A 15,957-nucleotide genomic window follows, 5' to 3' on the forward strand; every position below is an offset into this window, starting at 1 on the left:
CGTTGGCCGCCCCGGTGCTGGCCCGGCGTCGTGCAGGTGGACCTGCGGAGACGCGGGGCAACGTCGGAGGTGCTGACTCGCCGAGTGATCAGGTTACGCGGTCCGCTCGCCGATCGGGTAACTGGAGTGGACGAACGTCCGAAAGATCTGGCCGCGGGTGACATGTGTGCAGGACCTTCACATGCTCCCAGGGGGTCCGGGATGCTGCGGCACAGACCTGGGAGATCGCGTGAATCCGCAGACCAACCCCTGATAATCATGGCGTTCCGGGTTGCGTTATCGGCCAATGATTGTTTCGGTGGGGGAGTCCGTATGACTCCCGGACGTGCTCGTCACCGCTGCGCAACCCGTGGCGTGAGGGGTGGGGAGTGCCCGGCTACGAGAGGAGATCTCGTGCTTACTCTGACTGACAATGCCCGAATCGCTGTGCAGGACCTGGCTACCCAGGCGAACCTTCCGGACGGTGGTGGTCTGCGGATCGCCGCGGCCGACGGGACCCCCGGCGACTTTGACCTTGCCCTCGTGACCGAGGCCCCGGCGACCGACGAGGTGATCGAGCTCGACGGGACCCACGTCTACGTCGAGCCGGTGGCCTCCACGTCGCTCGCCGACCTGTCTCTGGATGCCGACGCGAGCGGTTCGACGACGTCGTTCACGCTCGCTCCGCGTCAGGACTGACCACCTCGAGTCAGGACTGACGCTGCAGGACGGCTAGCCCCCCAGCCGACAACGATGCCCGGGTCAGATCTGACCCGGGCATCGTTGTGTGTCTGTCCATGGGGCCGCATGTCGGCGGCCCAAGCCGTGCTGCGGCGTCGGGCAGGAGGGTCAGAAGCGGGGCAGGTCCTCGATCGACCAGGCGCCGATCCACCAGGACCCGAGCACCAGCGCGCCGACCGTCACGACGAAGAACGTGCAGACCCAGAACAGCCCCGGCAGCGGGGTGAGGCGGGCGAGCATGTCCGCGTCGGAGTTGCGGGCCTGGCCGGCTCGGCGTGAGGCCTGCAGCTCGATGACCGGGCGCGGGGCGGCGAGCAGCAGGAACCACGTCACGAGGTACGCGGCCGCCGTCTGCCACTGCGTGCTCGCGAACCACGAGATGGCCACCAGGGCCGCGGCGCTGACAAGGATCGAGAGCAGCCCGAACCAGTTGCGGATCTGGATGAGCATGAGCGCGAGCACCAGGATGAGCAGCCACAGCAGGCCGACGCCGTAGCCCTGGCGGAGCATGAACGCCGCGCCGAGGCCGACGAGCCCCGGGCCGGTGTACCCCGCAAACGCGGTGAGCACCATGCCGAAGCCGCGTGGCTTGCCATAAGACACAGTGAGCCCGGACGTGTCCGAGTGCAGCCGGATCCCGGAGAGCCTGCGCCCGGTGAGCAGCGCGAGGAGGGCGTGCGCGCCCTCGTGCGCGATCGTCACCACGTGCCGGGCGACCCGCCACGTGGGGCTCAGCACGACGACCAGCGCGACGGCCGCCGTCGTCCACACGACCCACTGCTCGGGAGGGGGCAGCGGCTCGGTCGCGCGGGACCAGATCTCGGAAAGGATCGACACGGGAGACATTCGACCACACCAACCTCTTCCTGCTGTGCCTCCGCCCGCCCTCGGGATCCGTAGGTGCCCGAACTCCGCCCTGTTTCTCGCCGAAAATGGGGCGGAATCCGGACACCTATCGAAGGGGACGAGGGCTGGTGGTCGAAGGGGACGGGGGAGGGGGTTGGGGGACTGGGCTGAGCTGGCCGCGGGCCGGGCCCAGCCGTCCAGCCGTCCAGCCGCCTGGCCGCGGCCGCACCTACCTCCACCGTGCAGGCGCCGTGACGAACCCGGGTGGGAGTCGGGGATCACACCGATAATCTGGACGGGTTTTCCACAGGCGTGAGAGACTGGGTGAAGGCAGCGCGAGTGACGCGCGCCGAGCGTCGAGGGAATCGCCCGACGGCGCATAGAGATAAGGCACCCCTTGACGAATTCACAGCGCTCCGGCGCGCCCGCAACTTCCCGTACACAGAACGCCCCCGCGCGAACCGCAGCAGCTCCGGCCGCCGCAGTCCCCGCCGCGGAGTTCACGGACTTTGCGCTTCCCGCCCCGATCATCAGCTACCTCGCTGACACCGGGATCATCGCACCGTTCCCGATCCAGACGACGACGCTCCCCGACACCCTCGCCGGGCGCGACGTGCTCGGCCGCGGCCGCACCGGCTCCGGCAAGACCCTCGCGTTCTCGCTGCCGACCGTGACCCGCCTCGCGGCGAGCTCCGGTCGCCGCAAGCCGAGCCGCCCGCGTGGCCTCGTTCTTGTCCCGACCCGTGAGCTGGCCAACCAGATCAACGCAGTCATGGAGCCGCTCGCCAAGCTCGTCGGTCTCAAGACCACGACGATCTTCGGTGGCGTCGCCCAGAGCCGCCAGGTCACCGCGCTCCAGGGCGGCGTCGACATCGTCATCGCCTGCCCGGGCCGGCTCGAGGACCTCATCAGCCAGAAGCTCGTCTTCCTCGACGAGGTCGAGATCACCGTGCTCGACGAGGCCGACCACATGGCCGACCTCGGCTTCCTGCCCGGCGTCAAGCGCATCATGGACCGCACGCCCAGCAAGGGCCAGCGCCTGCTGTTCTCGGCCACCCTCGACAACGGCGTAGACCAGCTGGTCAAGCGCTACATGGACGCTCCCACGAGCCACGCCGTCGACAGCGCCGAGTCGCACGTGTCCACCATGACGCACCACATCTTCGAGGTGTCCGACGCTGCCGCTAAGCGCGACGTCATCCAGGCCCTCGCCTCCGGCACGTCCAAGCGCGTGCTCTTCACCCGCACCAAGCACCAGGCCAAGAAGCTCGCCAAGCAGCTCACGGCCGACGGCGTGCCCGCGGTCGACCTGCACGGGAACCTCGGCCAGGGCGCGCGTGAGCGCAACCTGGCGGCCTTCTCCTCCGGCGCAGTCAACGTGCTGGTTGCCACGGACATCGCGGCGCGCGGCATCCACGTGGACGAGATCAGCCTCGTCGTGCACGTCGACCCGCCCGCCGAGCACAAGGCCTACACCCACCGCTCGGGCCGCACGGCCCGCGCCGGGTCCGGCGGCGACGTCGTCACGATCATGCTCCCCGAGCAGCGCGGCGACGTGCGTGACCTGACCCGCCAGGCGAAGATCAACGCCCAGCCGCGCAAGGTCGTCCCCGGCGACGAGGCCATCGCGCGTCTCGTCGGCGAGGTTGCCGCCTACGTCAAGCCCGCTCCCGTCCAGGAGCAGACCGAGCAGCAGCGTTCCAGTGGTGGCGGCGGCGGTCGTGGCCGTTCCGGTGGACGTGGACGCTCCGGCGTCTCGGCGACCGGCGCGCCGCTGACCGAGCGTTCTTCCTCCTCGCGCAGCGGCGGCGGCTCGACCGGCGGCTCCTCGCGCGGCGGGGCACCGTCCCGTGGCGCCGGCGCGGCCGGTGGCCGTTCGGGCGGCAGCGGACGCAGCTCCGGCTCCGGCCGTGGCGCTCCCGTGCAGTACTCCACGAGCACGCCCGGCTCGGGCATGGCCTCCTCGCCGGCTTCTTCGGCCCCCAGCGGCGAAGGTCGCGGCGGCCCGCGTCGCTCGAGCACGCAGGGACGTCGTCGCTCGAACTGAGCCGACTCAGCGGTGGTGAACCGGCCCGGCGCTGACCTCCCCGTCTCGCCGACGCCGCAATGGTGAACACCAGCGCACGACCAAGGCCCGCCGGAATCTTCCGGCGGGCCTTGGTGTTTCCGGGGGAGCGGGATCAGCAACGACGGAAAGGACGACGATGACGTACGACGTGACCAAGACCGATGAGGACTGGCGCTCCGAGCTCAGCGCGGAGGAGTTCGCGGTGCTGCGTCGCGCGGGCACCGAGCGTCCCGGAACCGGCGCGCTGCTCGACGAGAACCGCACGGGCGTCTACCACTGCCGGGCGTGCGGCAACGAGCTGTTCCGGTCGGAGGCGAAGTTCGACTCCCACTGCGGATGGCCGAGTTTCTACGCTCCCAAGGAGTCCGACGCCGTCGAGCTCCTCGAGGACGACAGCCTGGGCATGGTGCGCACCGAGGTGCGCTGCGCCAAGTGCGGCTCGCACCTGGGCCACCTGTTCGACGACGCGCCCCAGACCCCGACCGGCGACCGGTTCTGCATGAACTCGGTGTCGCTCACCTTCGACGACGCCGCTTCATAGTCGCGGAGCCCGAACGCGACGAAGGCCTGGACCGAATTGGTCCAGGCCTTCGTTGTTGGGCAGGCAGGTCAGCGAACGGCTGACTCCAGCTCGTCGTCGTCGGGCGCCGTGATGAGGGCCTCGATGCCTTCGTCGAAGGAAGACATCCCGGCTGATTCCTGCGCGACGGCCAGGGCCTCCGCGAGGGCCATCTCTTCGAGCCGCTTCTCGACGCCAGACATGTTGCCGAGCGGGATCTCCTTGAGGAAGATCACGGCGATCAGGGCGATGATCGCGATCGGCGCGGCGATGAGGAAGATCTCAGCGACCCCGGCGCCGTAGGCCATCTCGACGACCTCCTTGATCGGACCCGGCAGCGTGTTGACGTCCGGGATGGTGCCACCGCTGAGTGCCCCGCCGTCGATCCCTAGGTCGCCAAGACCATGGGTGATCTCGGAGGTGATGCGTGAGCCCAGGATGGCACCCAGGACCGAGACGCCGATCGCACCACCGAGGGTCCGGAAGAACGCGATCGCCGCAGTGCCAGTGCCCATCTCGGAGGGAGCAAAGGTGTTCTGCGCGGCGAGGATGAGGTTCTGCATGAGCATGCCCATGCCGATCCCGACGATGAACATGTAGACACCGATGACGGTCATGTTCGTGTGGTAGTCGATCGTTCCCATGAGGCCAAGACCCGCGACGAGCGCGATGGCGCCGACGATCAGGAACTTCTTGTAGCGACCGGTCCGTGTGATCAAGGCGCCGGCGCCCATCGAGGCGATGAGGTTACCGATGATCATCGGTATGGTCAGTAGGCCGGAGACGGTCGCCGACTTGCCGCGAGAGACCTGCATGTACTGGCTGAGGAAGACGGAGGCGCCGAACAGCGCAACACCGACGGCTGCGCTGCCGATGACCGCGAGCACGAAGGTCCTGTTGCGGAACAACGTGAGTGGGATGATGGGCGCTTCGACCCGGCTCTCCACCCAGATCGCGAGCCCGAGGACGACGAGGGACCCGCCGGCCATCGAGAAGGACTGCCAGGAGGCCCAGTCGAAGTTGTTGCCGGCGAAGGTGATCCACAGGAGCAGGCCGGAGATGCCCACCGAGATCAGGAGTGCCCCCCAGTAGTCGAGGCGGACGCGTACGCGCGGCATGGCCGGCAGGCGCAGCGTGCGCTGGAGGGTGATGATCGCGGCGATCGCGAAGGGGATGCCGACGAAGAAGTTCCAGCGCCATCCGACGGTGTCGGTGAGCGCGCCGCCGAGCAGGGGGCCACCGACCATGCCGACCGCCATGATCCCGCCCATGAGGCCCATGTACTTGCCGCGCTCACGCGGGGAGATGATGTCCGCGATGAGCACGGTCGCGAGGGCCGTGAGGCCACCGGCCCCGATTCCCTGGAAGGCGCGGAAGAGGATGAGGGTGCCCGTGCTCTGGGCGAACCCGGCCGCCGCGGCCGAGAGGACCGTGATCACGAGGGCGATCTGGATGAGGGTCTTGCGGTTGACGAGGTCGGCGAGCTTGCCCCAGATGGGCGTGCTGATCGTCGTGGTCAGCAGCGTCGCGGTGACGACCCAGGTGAAGGCGGACTGCGTGCCGTTGAGGCTGGAGATGATCTTGGGGAGCGAGGACGAGACGACCGAGGTCGCCAGGATCGAGACGAACATCCCCAGGAGGATCCCGGAGAGGGCCACCATGACCTGGCGGTGGCTCATCTTGGCCGGCTCGCCGTCGACGTGGCCGAAGGGTGTGGTCGGATCAGGATCCTGATCGAGGGCCTTAGGTGATCTGGTCATACGTTTTCCTTAGAGTCTTTGTGGTGGGCGGCCTGCGAGGGGTCGCCCTGATGCTGCGTGATCGTCTGCGCGATCGCGGTGATGTGGTCTGTGGCTGTTTTGAGCTCGGCCGGGTCCCAGTCCTCGAAGATCTCCGACATCAAGGCGGTGACCGCCTCGCCGAGCTCGGCGACCTTGGCCCGGCCCTGATCGGTCAGCACGACGGTGCGCGCTCGGCGGTCGTCGTGGTCGACGTCGCGCGTGGCGAGACCCGCGTCGACGAGCACGCTCACCTGTCGGCTGGTGACCGAGAGGTCGACGCGGAAGTGCTGAGCGGCGCAGCCGATCTGGACGGGTCCGTGGGTGTTGAGGTAACGCAGCAGACCGATGCTCGCTCGCGGCACGTCGAGGCTGCGGGTCAGGCGCGAGCCGACCTCGCGCTGGGCGCGGCCGAACTCCTCGAAGGCACGAAGGATGTCGTGTACCGCTGGTGTTTCCGTGGCCATGAGAAGTTCCTTTCAACTCTCACAGCCTAAATCACTTGCTTGCAGTCTGCAACCATTATGGGTGTGGCCGCCGACACATCGTCGGGTGGAATCGGGGTCAGGCGGGCGCCGGCGCTGTGTCTTCCATGTCTTCGAGGTCGCGGTTGCGGGTCTCCTTGATCTTCAGCGCCACGAAGACGAAGGAGAGGAGGGCGAAGGTGCCGTACATCGCGTAGACCCAGGAGAGGCCGAGGCCTGAGGCCATCGGGGGGAAGGACACCGTGATCGCGAAGTTCGCGAGCCACTGTGCCGCGGCGGCCAGGGCCAGGGCCGAGGCGCGGATCCGGTTGGGGAACATCTCCCCGAGCAGGACCCACACGACCGGGCCCCAGGACGCCCCGAAGGAGATGACAAAGACGTTGGCGGCGATCAGGGCGACCGTGCCCCAGGGGGAGGGTAGGGAGACGTTGTCGCCCGTGCCTGTTGCCTGGGTGAAGGCCAGCGCCATCGTGCCGAGCGAGATCGTCATCCCGGCCGAGCCGAACAGCAGCAGCGGTTTGCGCCCGATCTTGTCGACGAGCGCGATCGCGATGAATGTCACGACGACATTCGTGATGGCGGTGATCGTCGAGACCTTGAACGAGTCGGAGGCGTCGAAGCCGACCGAGCGCCACAGGGTGGTCGAGTAGTAGAAGATGACGTTGATCCCGACGAACTGCTGGAACACCGAGAGCAGGATGCCGACCCAGACGATCGGCAGCAGCCCAAACCGTGGCCCGCGCAACGACGTCTGCTTCACGAGCTTGGCGTCGCGGGTGACCGAGTCCTCGATCTGGGTGACCTTGGCGTCTACGTCACGCGGGTTCAGGACGGACCGCAGGACCGTGCGCGCTTCCTCGATCTTGCCCTTGGCCACGAGGAACCGAGGCGACTCCGGGACCGTCAGGGCGACCCAGGCGTAGACGGCCGACGGGATGACCGCGACAAGGAACATCCACCGCCAGGCTTCCAACCCGAAGAGGCTGCTGCCGAGGGCGATCGGCGTACCCGAGTCGACGGAGCCGGCGGTCGTGGCGAAGAGCTGGTCGGAGAGCAGCGCGACGAAGATACCGATCGTGATTGCGAGCTGCTGCAGCGACGCCAGCCGGCCGCGGATGGCCGTCGGTGAGATCTCGGCGATGTAGGCCGGGGTGATCACCGACGCGATGCCAATGCCGATGCCGCCGACGATGCGCCAGAGGATGAGGTCCCATACGGAGAAGGCGAATCCGGAACCGATCGAGGACACGAGGAACATCAGCGCGCCGAGGAGCATGACCCGGGGGCGCCCCCACCGGTCAGCCAGCCGGCCGGCGTACCAGGCGCCCACCGCGCAGCCGAGGAGGGCGACGGCGACGGCGAAGCCGGTGACCGTGGAGCTGAGCGCGAAGTCCTTCTCGATCGCGTCGACGGCTCCGTTGATGACCGAGCTGTCGAAACCGAAGAGGAAGCCGCCCACCGCCGCCGAGACGGACAGTGTGATCGCCTTGCGATGGGCTGATCGGGCAACCCGCGACTCTTCTGGGTCGAGCGGCTGTTCCGTTGAATCGGTCATCTTCGCCTCCGGACGATCGTTGGTCTTCGCGTCGTCGACTACCAGGCGCCGAGGACCTGTGCCCCACATCCCGCAGTGGCTCCCGAGCGCCTGGTTCTCGTAGCGCCGGTGCACCCCGGTCCTTCACACTGTAATGATGAGTGACTTCCACGGCGCGCCCAGTTCCTCCACGAACCGACCCGACCAGCAAGACCAGTCCCGGCACCCGCGCCGGCCTGCCATGTTGGACCCGCGCGATGCGGAGGAGATCCCCGGCGAGCTGGACCCCGCGCTGCGGGGTGAGATTGCGCACACGACGGCGGCCGCGATCGTGCACCGGGCGCGGGCGAGCGAAGACCCCGAGGTGGTCGAGCGTCTTGTGCGGCTCGTCGAGGACGAGGGGCTCGACGTCGTGGCCGCGCTGTGGGCCGACAGCCCCGCCGACACGCTCCCAGGCGCGCTGTGGCGTCTGTACGTGCTGCGCGAGTGGGTGCGCAGAGACCCCGAGACCGTCGCCGAGCGCTTCCGGCTGGGAGTGGCTGCCGCCCCCGTGCACGAGGTGGTCGCGGGGGTCGTCACCCCGACCGGCCCGGGCGACGTGCGCGCCGTGGCCGACGCCGTGCTGTCGGGGGTCTTCGCCGGCGACCTGGCGGTGGCCCTCGAGCGAGGCGCGGCCTTCTGCCGCGTCCTGGCGGTCGGCGCGGCCTTCGACGCCGACTACGTCGACACGGTCGACACGGGTCATGCGGCCCGGATGACCCGCGGTGCGGCGTCCTTGGTGCGCACGGCCGAGGAGCTCGAGCATGCCGCTGGGCTGTGGCGCGTGCGCCGTCTCGACTGATCGAAACCTCGTTTCCCCCTCCGGCGAGAGCCGCGTAAACTAAGAGGTGACGTCGGGCCACGGTAGCCCCGGGCTCCACTTTAAGCCGCTACGAGCGGCCTTCGCGCCGTCAGGCGCTGCGTGGTCCGGCGTCCTTTTTCATGCGCTCCACGGCTCGCCTGCGCTCGGCGTTGCCATGTGTTCACTGTGAATCTGGTGGTACGACACCCCCGGAGTTGTGTGTTCACCAAAGCGCTGCCCTACTCTGGTAACGATCAGTCGATCAACCTGTTTGCTGCTCTGTTCATCACTGTCAGTCAACGTCGCTTCCCCCCTCCGGAGTCTGCTGTGCGCCTGCGCCTCACCCCGCGCGATACCTCGTTCTTCGATCTTCTGGCCGATCTGGCCAGTCACCTCGTGACCGGAGCGAACCTGCTCAGCGAACTCCTCGGAGCTGATCGAGCCGGGCGCAAGGTGCTTGCCAAGAAGCTCGCCGACACCGAGCACGCTGCCGACGACGCGACGCACTCGATCATGCGGCGCCTGAACCAGACGTTCGTCACCCCCTTCGACCGGGACGACATCTCCGGTCTCGCCTCGGCCCTCGACGACTGCATGGACTACATGGAGGAGGCGGGTGACCTCATCGTTCTGTACAAGCTCGACGAGCTGCCGGCCCGTGTCTCCGACCAGATCCAGGTGCTGCAGCGCTGCGCCGAGCTCACGGCCGAGGCCATGCCGCACCTGCGATCGATGGGCGACCTCACCGACTACTGGGTCGAGGTCAACAGCCTCGAGAACCAGGCCGACAAGATCCACCGCAAGCTGCTCGCCCAGATGTTCGACGAGATCACCGACCCGATCCACCTGATGAAGCTCAAAGAGGTCGTCGAGACCCTCGAGTTCGCGGCGGACGCCTTCGAGACCGTGGCGAACATGGTCGAGACCATCGCGCTCAAGGAGTCCTGAGCCCGGTGGAGGTCGCGCTCGTCATCCTTGTTGTTGCGCTCGCTCTGAGTTTTGACTACACCAACGGTTTCCACGACGCGGCCAACGCGATCGCCACGTCGGTCTCGACCCGGGCGCTGACCCCGCGGTCCGCCCTGCTGATGGCCGCGGTGATGAACTTCGTCGGCGCCCTGCTCGGCACGGAAGTGGCCGAGACGATCGCGAAGTCGATCGTCAACCTCGACGGCGCACCATCCCACACAGCACTCGTCGTCGTGGTCGCCGCCCTGCTCGGCGCGATCACCTGGAACCTCATCACCTGGTGGCTCGGGCTCCCGTCCTCCTCCACTCACGCCCTCATCGGCGGGCTGGTCGGCGCGGGTCTAGCCGCTGGCCTAGGGATCTACTGGTCGGCGATCGTCGACAAGGTCGTCCTGCCGATGGTCATCTCCCCGCTGCTCGGCTTCGGTCTGGCCTTCGCCGTCATGGTCGGGGTGCTCTGGATCTTCAAGAGCGCCTCCCCGAGCAAGACCACCCGCCGCTTCCGGCTGGCCCAGACGGCCTCGGCCGCGGCCATGGCGCTCGGGCACGGCCTGCAGGACGCGCAGAAGACGATGGGTGTCATCTTCATGGCGCTGCTCACGGTCGGATGGGCGAACAAGGACGGCGGGATCCCCCTGTGGGTCAAGCTCGCGGCCGCGACCGCGATCTCCCTCGGGACCTACTCCGGCGGCTGGCGCATCATGCGCACCCTGGGCCGCAAGATCATCGAGCTGGACCCGGCGCGCGGATTCGTCGCCGAGTCGGTCTCCGCTGTGGTCCTCTACGTCAACGCCTTCGTCCTGCACGCACCCGTCTCCACGACGCACACGATCACCTCGGCGATCATGGGTGTGGGCGCCACCAAGCGGCTCTCCGCGGTGCGCTGGGGTGTGGCGAAGAACATCGGCATCGCCTGGATCCTGACGATCCCCGCGGCCGCGGCCGTGGCCGCGCTGATGTACTTCATCCTGCACCCGATCCTCGGCTGACCACGAGCCACCAGCTACGCGCGAAGCGCCCCGGGGATATCCTCAGGGGCGCTTCGTCGTCACGGTGGTGGTCGGCGTCGTGGACGGGTCCGACGCCGGCAGCCGGCTACTCGAAACGGCTCGGGTCGCCCAGACCGACCCGCACAACCTCGGGCACCCCGCTCGACCAGTCGACGACGGTCGTCGGTTCGCTGCCGCAGTCTCCGGCGTCGAGCACGCCGTCGATCACGTGGTCGAGCTGCTCCTTGATCTGCCAGCCGTCGGTGACCTGGTCGGCGTCGTCGAGCAGGAGGGTGCTGGACAGCAGTGGCCCGCCGAGCTCGCGCACGAGCGCGAGGGCGACCGGATGGTCGGGGATGCGCACGCCGACGGTCTTCTTCTTCGCGTGGGCGAAGCGCCGCGGCACCTCCTTGGTGGCCGGGAGGATGAACGTGTACGCCCCCGGCGTCGAGGCCTTGATGGCGCGGAAGGCGACGTTGTTGAGCGTGACGAACTGGCCCAGCTGGGTGAAGTCCGCGCACACGAGCGTGAAGTGGTGCTTGTCGCTCAGGTGGCGGATCGACCGGATCCGGTCCGCGCCGGTGTGGCTGTCGAGGGAGCACCCGAAGGCGTACGAGGAGTCCGTCGGGTAGGCGATGAGCGCGTCGTCGCGAAGCATGTCGGCGACCTGTGCGATGGTGCGCGGTTGCGGGTTGAGCGGGTGGACGTCGAAGTATCTGGCCATGGGCTGAGCCTAAACGCCTTCCGCCGACCTTTCAGGTCGACTGGCCTGACGGGGGAGCCGGCGCAGAGCCGGCTCCGCCGTGGCGCCGCGCCGGCGTCAGGTCAGCGTTGGGCGGATGTGCTCGACGCCGACCACGCGCGGCCCCTTAGGGCTCTGCGCGACGTGCGTGACGAGGACCTCGCCCGGCTCGAGAAAGGGGTCCCTCGTGGGCAGCGCGGCGGCGACCGTCCGGCGCGAGTGCTGGCCGAGCACGTCCAGGACGGTCGGGAGCACCGGGCGGTGCGTGCACAGCGCGGTGGGCGTGGCCGACTCGAGCAGGGTGCGGATGACCGCGGCGACCTGGCTGGGTGAGCGCTCGTGGTCCACCTCGGTGAGGTGCTCGCTGCTGATCGGGGAGAGCCTCGCGGCTCGCGTGTACGGCTCGATCGTGTCGGCGCAGCGTCGCCACTGGCTCGTGACGACGGCGTCGACCCCGAAGGCCGCGAGCACGGGTACCAGGGCGACCGACTGCGCGTGCCCGGTGGGCGTCAGGGGACGGTCGATCTCGGTCCCGTGCCAGCTGCTGCGGGCCAGCGCCTTGCCGTGCCGGGCCACCACGAGCGCGGTCGTGGCCAGCCTGCCGTGGTTGTGCTCCTCGATGAGGGCCTCGAGCGGGATGCGGTCGGCGGCGCGGGTGAGCTTCTCGGCGGCCTTGTCGACCGTGAACCACTTCATGTCGTCGATCTCGGCCGGGTCGACCGGGGGAACCGGCGCCCGCGCCTCGAGCGGTGGGCTGCCCGCGGGCGCACGGGTTGCCGCCCAGTAGTGGACGCGCTTCACCGCGCCCTCGGGAGTCAGGTACTGGAGCCCTGGCAGCGGCACCCCGAGGACGACCGGTCGGCCGGTCTCCTCGGCGACCTCGCGCACGGCTGCGGCCGGCAGGGTCTCGCCCGGGTCGAGCTTGCCCTTGGGCCAGGACCAGTCGTCGTAGCGGGGCCGGTGGATCAGCTGGACCTGCAGCTTGTCCTTGCGCACACGCCACACCAGGGCGCCCGCGGACTCGATGACGGCCGTCTGGTCGGTGGCCGGATCGCTCACGCCCGTGGTGCCACGAACGCGGAACCGCGATCCGGTGGGAGAGCTCACGCTCACCTGCCCAGGCTCAGTCGACGCCGCTGCCGGGAGATGAGGTCGTGCTGGATATCGCTCAAGGGGTCGCCGTTCGCGTCGAGGTGGTGTCGGGTCCAGGTGCCGTCGGAGCGCAGGTGCCAGGACGACGTGGAGTCTGCCATGGAGACGTCGATCAACTCGATGAGGTCGTTGATCTGAGACTCGTCCGAGAGCCGGACGAGTGTCTCCACCCGACGGTCGAGGTTGCGGTGCATGAGGTCGGCCGAGCCGATGAACACCTCGGGGCCGGAGGTGGGCCCCTCCCCGAAGGCCGGCCCGCTGGAGTTGGCGAAGGCGAAGATCCGCGAGTGCTCGAGGAAGCGTCCTAGGATCGACCGGACCCGGATCGTCTCGCTCAGGCCGGGCACGCCGGGGCGCACCGCGCAGATGCCGCGGATGACGAGGTCGATGGGCACGCCCACCTGGCTCGCGCGGTACAGGGCGTCGATGATCGCCTCGTCCACGACGGAGTTGACCTTGATCTTGATCCACGAGGGATTGCCCGCGCGGGCCGCAGCGGCCTCGCGGTCGATCCGCTCGACGAGCCCGGACCGCACCGACCGCGGCGCCACGAGCAGCCGGTGGAAGCGAGACTGCGGCGCGTAGCCGCTGAGCTGGTTGAACAGACGGGTGAGGTCCTGGCCGACGTCGGGGTCACAGGTGAGCAGCCCGAGGTCGGTGTACTGCCGCGCGGTCTTGGGGTTGTAGTTCCCGGTGCCCACGTGACAGTAACGGCGCAGGCCGTCCGGTTCCTGGCGCACCACGAGGGAGAGCTTGCAGTGGGTCTTGAGCCCGACGATCCCGTAGACCACGTGCACGCCGGCCTGCTCGAGCTTGCGGGCCCAGGAGATGTTGTTCTGCTCGTCGAAGCGGGCCTTGATCTCGACGAGGGCGAGGACCTGCTTGCCGGCGTCGGCCGCGTCGATCAGCGCATCGACGATCGGGGAGTCGCCCGAGGTCCGGTACAGCGTCTGCTTGATGGCGAGCACAGCGGGGTCGGCGGCGGCCTGCTCGAGGAAGGTCTGGACCGAGGTCGAGAAGGAGTCGTAGGGGTGGTGCAGCAGGATGTCCCGCTCGCGGATGGCGGCGAAGATGTCGGTCGGGCTTGCGCTCTCCACCTCGGCGAGGAACCGGTGGGTCGTGGGGACGAACCGCTGGTAGTGGAGGTCCGAGCGGTCCAGGTCGGCGATGAGGTTGAGGCCCGTGAGGTCGAGCGGAGCGGGCAGGGTGTACACCTCGTCCTCGACGACGCCGAGCTCGCGCACGAGCAGCTGGCGGATCCGCGGGCTGATGCCCTCGGCGAGCTCGAGGCGCACGGGCGGGCCGAAGCGGCGTCGCAGCAGCTCCTTCTCCATCGCCTTGAGGAGGTTCTCGGCGTCGTCCTCCTCGACCTCGACGTCCTCGTTGCGGGTCACCCGGAAGGTGTGGTGCTCGACGACCTCCATGCCCGGGAAGAGGTGGTCGAGGTGGTGGGAGATGATGTCCTCGAGCGGCACGAACGACGTCGGGCCCTTCTTGGACTGGGTTGTGGGCGCGCTCGGGCGGCCCTTGGCGTCGACCGCGATGAAGCGGGGCAGCAGGCCGGGGACCTTGACCCGGGCGAAGTGCTCCTTGCCGGTGGCCGGGTTGAGCACGAGGACCGAGAGGTTGAGCGAGAGCCCGGAGATGTAGGGGAAGGGGTGCGCCGGGTCGACCGCGAGCGGAGTGAGCACCGGGAAGATCTGCTTGCGGAAGAACTTGTGCAGGCGGTCCTGCTCCTGGGTGGACAGCTCCTCCCACCGCACGAGGTTGATGCCCTCGGCGTCGAGTGCGCCGCGGATGCCGCCGGAGAAGGCGCGGGCGTGGCGAGCCATGAGGACGTGCGTTCGTGAGCTGATCGACTCGAGCGTCTCTCGCGGGGTCATGCCGGAGGCAGCCGTCACCGCGAGGCCGGTCGCGATGCGCCGCTTGAGGCCGGCGACCCGGACCATGAAGAACTCGTCGAGGTTGGAGGCGAAGATCGCCAGGTAGCGCACGCGTTCGAGCAGCGGCTGATTCTCGTCCTCGGCGAGCTCGAGCACTCGCTCGTTGAAGGCGAGCCAGCTGAGCTCGCGGTCGCCGAAGCGGTCCTCGGGCAGGTCGGGGAGGTCTTCGAAGGAGAGCGCCGGGACCTCCTCGCCCTCGCCGATGTGCTCGGCGATGTGCGCGGCGAGCTCGGGGTCGTACAGACCGGACCTGGGCTGGACCGTGGCGGCCGCAGCACCGGGACGCGGGGCGGCAGAGTTGTCTGCGCCACGGCGGGATGTCGTCGTCGAATCGCTCATAGGTTCATCGTGACATCACTCGATGAATTTTGGGTGCCGCGGGCGAGGCCGAGCTGCACGTCGACCGCCACCCGGGTGAATCCGACGGCCGAGTAGGTGTGCACGGCCACCGTGTTGTCGCCCTCGGTGTACAGCTCGGCGGTCGCCAGGCCCAGCGCGGCGAGCCGGTCCAGGCTCGCCCGGGTGAGGGCGGAGCCCAGTCGCAGGCCGCGGGCGGACGGGTCGACGCCGAGGGCGTAGATCTCTCCAGTGCCCCCAGCCTTCCCTGCGTCGGTCGCGACGCCGGAAACCTTGAGCCAGCTGAAGCCGAGGAGCTCGGCGCCCCGCCAGGCCAGCAGGAAGGACTCGGGGTCGAACCAGGGCTCGTTCATCCGGGTCGCCAGGTCCGCCGCGGTCAGCCGGCCCTGCTCGGGGTGGCTCGCGAAGGCGCGGGCATTGACCTCGAGCCAGGCGGCGTCGTCGGCCCCGGGGCGGAAGGTGGCCAGGTGGACGCCGCCCGGCAGGTGGAGGGTTTCGGTGCGGTAGGTCGTGAGGTCGAGGTCCATCTTCCAGAGCTCGCGCACGACCGTGAGGCCGGCGCGGTCGGCGAGGGCGCGGGCGGCCGGCAGGTCGCCGTGGGCCCACACCTTCAGGGTGCGCCGACCCGCCTGGGCGAGCAGCTGCGCGCGGTCGAGCAGCCCCGAGCCGACGCCGTGGCGGCGGGCGAAGGGGTGGACCACGAGCTCGGCGGAGGCGGCACCGGCGACCGCGAGGTCGACCTGCGCATAGCCCGCGAGGTCGTCCGCGGCCCGCACCAACAGGTGGGCCACGCGCGCGGCCGGGTCCGTGAGCCACAGCAGCGGCTGCTCGGACAGCGGAGCCACCCCGTCGACGTGCTCGGCCGCGCGCACCAGCCGGCGCACGGCACCCGCGTCGGCCTCGGTCAGGGGGCCGGTCACGACCGCGATCTGGGTGTCATCCACTGGGCAATTCCATCACGGTTCGGTGTGTGG

14 protein-coding genes are annotated in these 15,957 nt (G+C 69.1%); 6 read left to right on the forward strand and 8 right to left on the reverse strand.

What is annotated here, in order from left to right; all coding sequences use genetic code 11:
• The first annotated feature begins 393 nt into the window (after nt 1–393).
• A complete protein-coding gene (locus BLQ50_RS03840; protein ID WP_093181286.1) occupies nt 394–678 on the forward strand; it encodes an iron-sulfur cluster biosynthesis family protein in 285 nt (94 codons plus the stop codon).
• A gap of 150 nt (nt 679–828) precedes the next feature.
• Here the strand turns inward: BLQ50_RS03840 and BLQ50_RS03845 are convergent, their stop codons facing one another.
• A complete protein-coding gene (locus BLQ50_RS03845; protein ID WP_245700856.1) occupies nt 829–1,557 on the reverse strand; it encodes a M50 family metallopeptidase in 729 nt (242 codons plus the stop codon).
• 535 nt (nt 1,558–2,092) lie between these two features.
• Between BLQ50_RS03845 and BLQ50_RS03850 the strand changes: the two genes are divergently transcribed.
• Nucleotides 2,093–3,613, forward strand: a complete 1,521-nt coding sequence (locus BLQ50_RS03850) for a DEAD/DEAH box helicase (RefSeq protein WP_342672047.1) — start codon at nt 2,093–2,095, stop codon at nt 3,611–3,613.
• A gap of 157 nt (nt 3,614–3,770) precedes the next feature.
• Nucleotides 3,771–4,175 carry a peptide-methionine (R)-S-oxide reductase MsrB gene (gene msrB, locus BLQ50_RS03855; RefSeq protein WP_093181289.1) on the forward strand — a complete coding sequence of 135 codons (405 nt, stop codon included), beginning with the start codon at nt 3,771–3,773 and terminating at the stop codon, nt 4,173–4,175.
• A 68-nt stretch (nt 4,176–4,243) separates the two neighbouring features.
• Here msrB and BLQ50_RS03860 read toward each other — a convergent pair whose 3' ends face one another.
• The 3 genes from BLQ50_RS03860 to BLQ50_RS03870 form a co-directional block, all read right to left on the reverse strand.
• On the reverse strand, nt 4,244–5,953 hold the full coding sequence (locus tag BLQ50_RS03860) for an MDR family MFS transporter (protein ID WP_425424074.1): 1,710 nt from the start codon (nt 5,951–5,953) through the stop codon (nt 4,244–4,246).
• On the reverse strand, nt 5,950–6,438 hold the full coding sequence (locus tag BLQ50_RS03865; RefSeq protein WP_093181290.1) for a MarR family winged helix-turn-helix transcriptional regulator: 489 nt from the start codon (nt 6,436–6,438) through the stop codon (nt 5,950–5,952). The genes BLQ50_RS03860 and BLQ50_RS03865 overlap by 4 nt, the downstream gene beginning before the upstream one ends.
• 97 nt (nt 6,439–6,535) lie before the next feature.
• Nucleotides 6,536–8,011 carry a sugar porter family MFS transporter gene (locus BLQ50_RS03870; protein ID WP_093181694.1) on the reverse strand — a complete coding sequence of 492 codons (1,476 nt, stop codon included), beginning with the start codon at nt 8,009–8,011 and terminating at the stop codon, nt 6,536–6,538.
• A gap of 220 nt (nt 8,012–8,231) precedes the next feature.
• Between BLQ50_RS03870 and BLQ50_RS03875 the strand changes: the two genes are divergently transcribed.
• The 3 genes from BLQ50_RS03875 to BLQ50_RS03885 all read left to right on the forward strand — a co-directional run bounded on the left by BLQ50_RS03875 (nt 8,232) and on the right by BLQ50_RS03885 (nt 10,789).
• Nucleotides 8,232–8,831 carry a hypothetical protein gene (locus BLQ50_RS03875; protein WP_093181291.1) on the forward strand — a complete coding sequence of 200 codons (600 nt, stop codon included), beginning with the start codon at nt 8,232–8,234 and terminating at the stop codon, nt 8,829–8,831.
• Nucleotides 8,832–9,158: 327 nt separating this feature from the next.
• Complete coding sequence (locus BLQ50_RS03880; protein WP_093181292.1) at nt 9,159–9,779, forward strand: DUF47 domain-containing protein; 621 nt, start codon at nt 9,159–9,161, stop codon at nt 9,777–9,779.
• A gap of 5 nt (nt 9,780–9,784) precedes the next feature.
• On the forward strand, nt 9,785–10,789 hold the full coding sequence (locus BLQ50_RS03885) for an inorganic phosphate transporter (RefSeq protein ID WP_093181293.1): 1,005 nt from the start codon (nt 9,785–9,787) through the stop codon (nt 10,787–10,789).
• Between the two features lie 106 nt (nt 10,790–10,895).
• On the opposite strand, the gene BLQ50_RS03890 is transcribed toward BLQ50_RS03885, so the two are convergent.
• From BLQ50_RS03890 to mshD, 4 genes are all read right to left on the reverse strand, one after another.
• Nucleotides 10,896–11,513 (reverse strand): L-threonylcarbamoyladenylate synthase, encoded by a 618-nt coding sequence (locus BLQ50_RS03890; RefSeq protein WP_093181298.1) that lies wholly within the window; start codon nt 11,511–11,513, stop codon nt 10,896–10,898.
• A 96-nt stretch (nt 11,514–11,609) separates the two neighbouring features.
• Nucleotides 11,610–12,644: an NUDIX hydrolase gene (locus tag BLQ50_RS03895; protein ID WP_093181300.1), complete on the reverse strand. Its 1,035-nt coding sequence runs from the start codon at nt 12,642–12,644 to the stop codon at nt 11,610–11,612.
• Nucleotides 12,641–14,965: an RNA degradosome polyphosphate kinase gene (locus BLQ50_RS03900; RefSeq protein ID WP_093181302.1), complete on the reverse strand. Its 2,325-nt coding sequence runs from the start codon at nt 14,963–14,965 to the stop codon at nt 12,641–12,643. The genes BLQ50_RS03895 and BLQ50_RS03900 overlap by 4 nt, the downstream gene beginning before the upstream one ends.
• Nucleotides 14,962–15,927: a mycothiol synthase gene (gene mshD, locus BLQ50_RS03905; RefSeq protein ID WP_093181303.1), complete on the reverse strand. Its 966-nt coding sequence runs from the start codon at nt 15,925–15,927 to the stop codon at nt 14,962–14,964. Before mshD ends, BLQ50_RS03900 begins: the two co-directional genes overlap by 4 nt.
• Between the last annotated feature and the right edge of the window lie 30 nt (nt 15,928–15,957).

The sequence above is a fragment of the Sanguibacter gelidistatuariae genome (assembly GCF_900096585.1).
In the GTDB taxonomy this organism is placed as follows: Bacteria; Actinomycetota; Actinomycetes; order Actinomycetales; family Cellulomonadaceae; genus Sanguibacter; species Sanguibacter gelidistatuariae.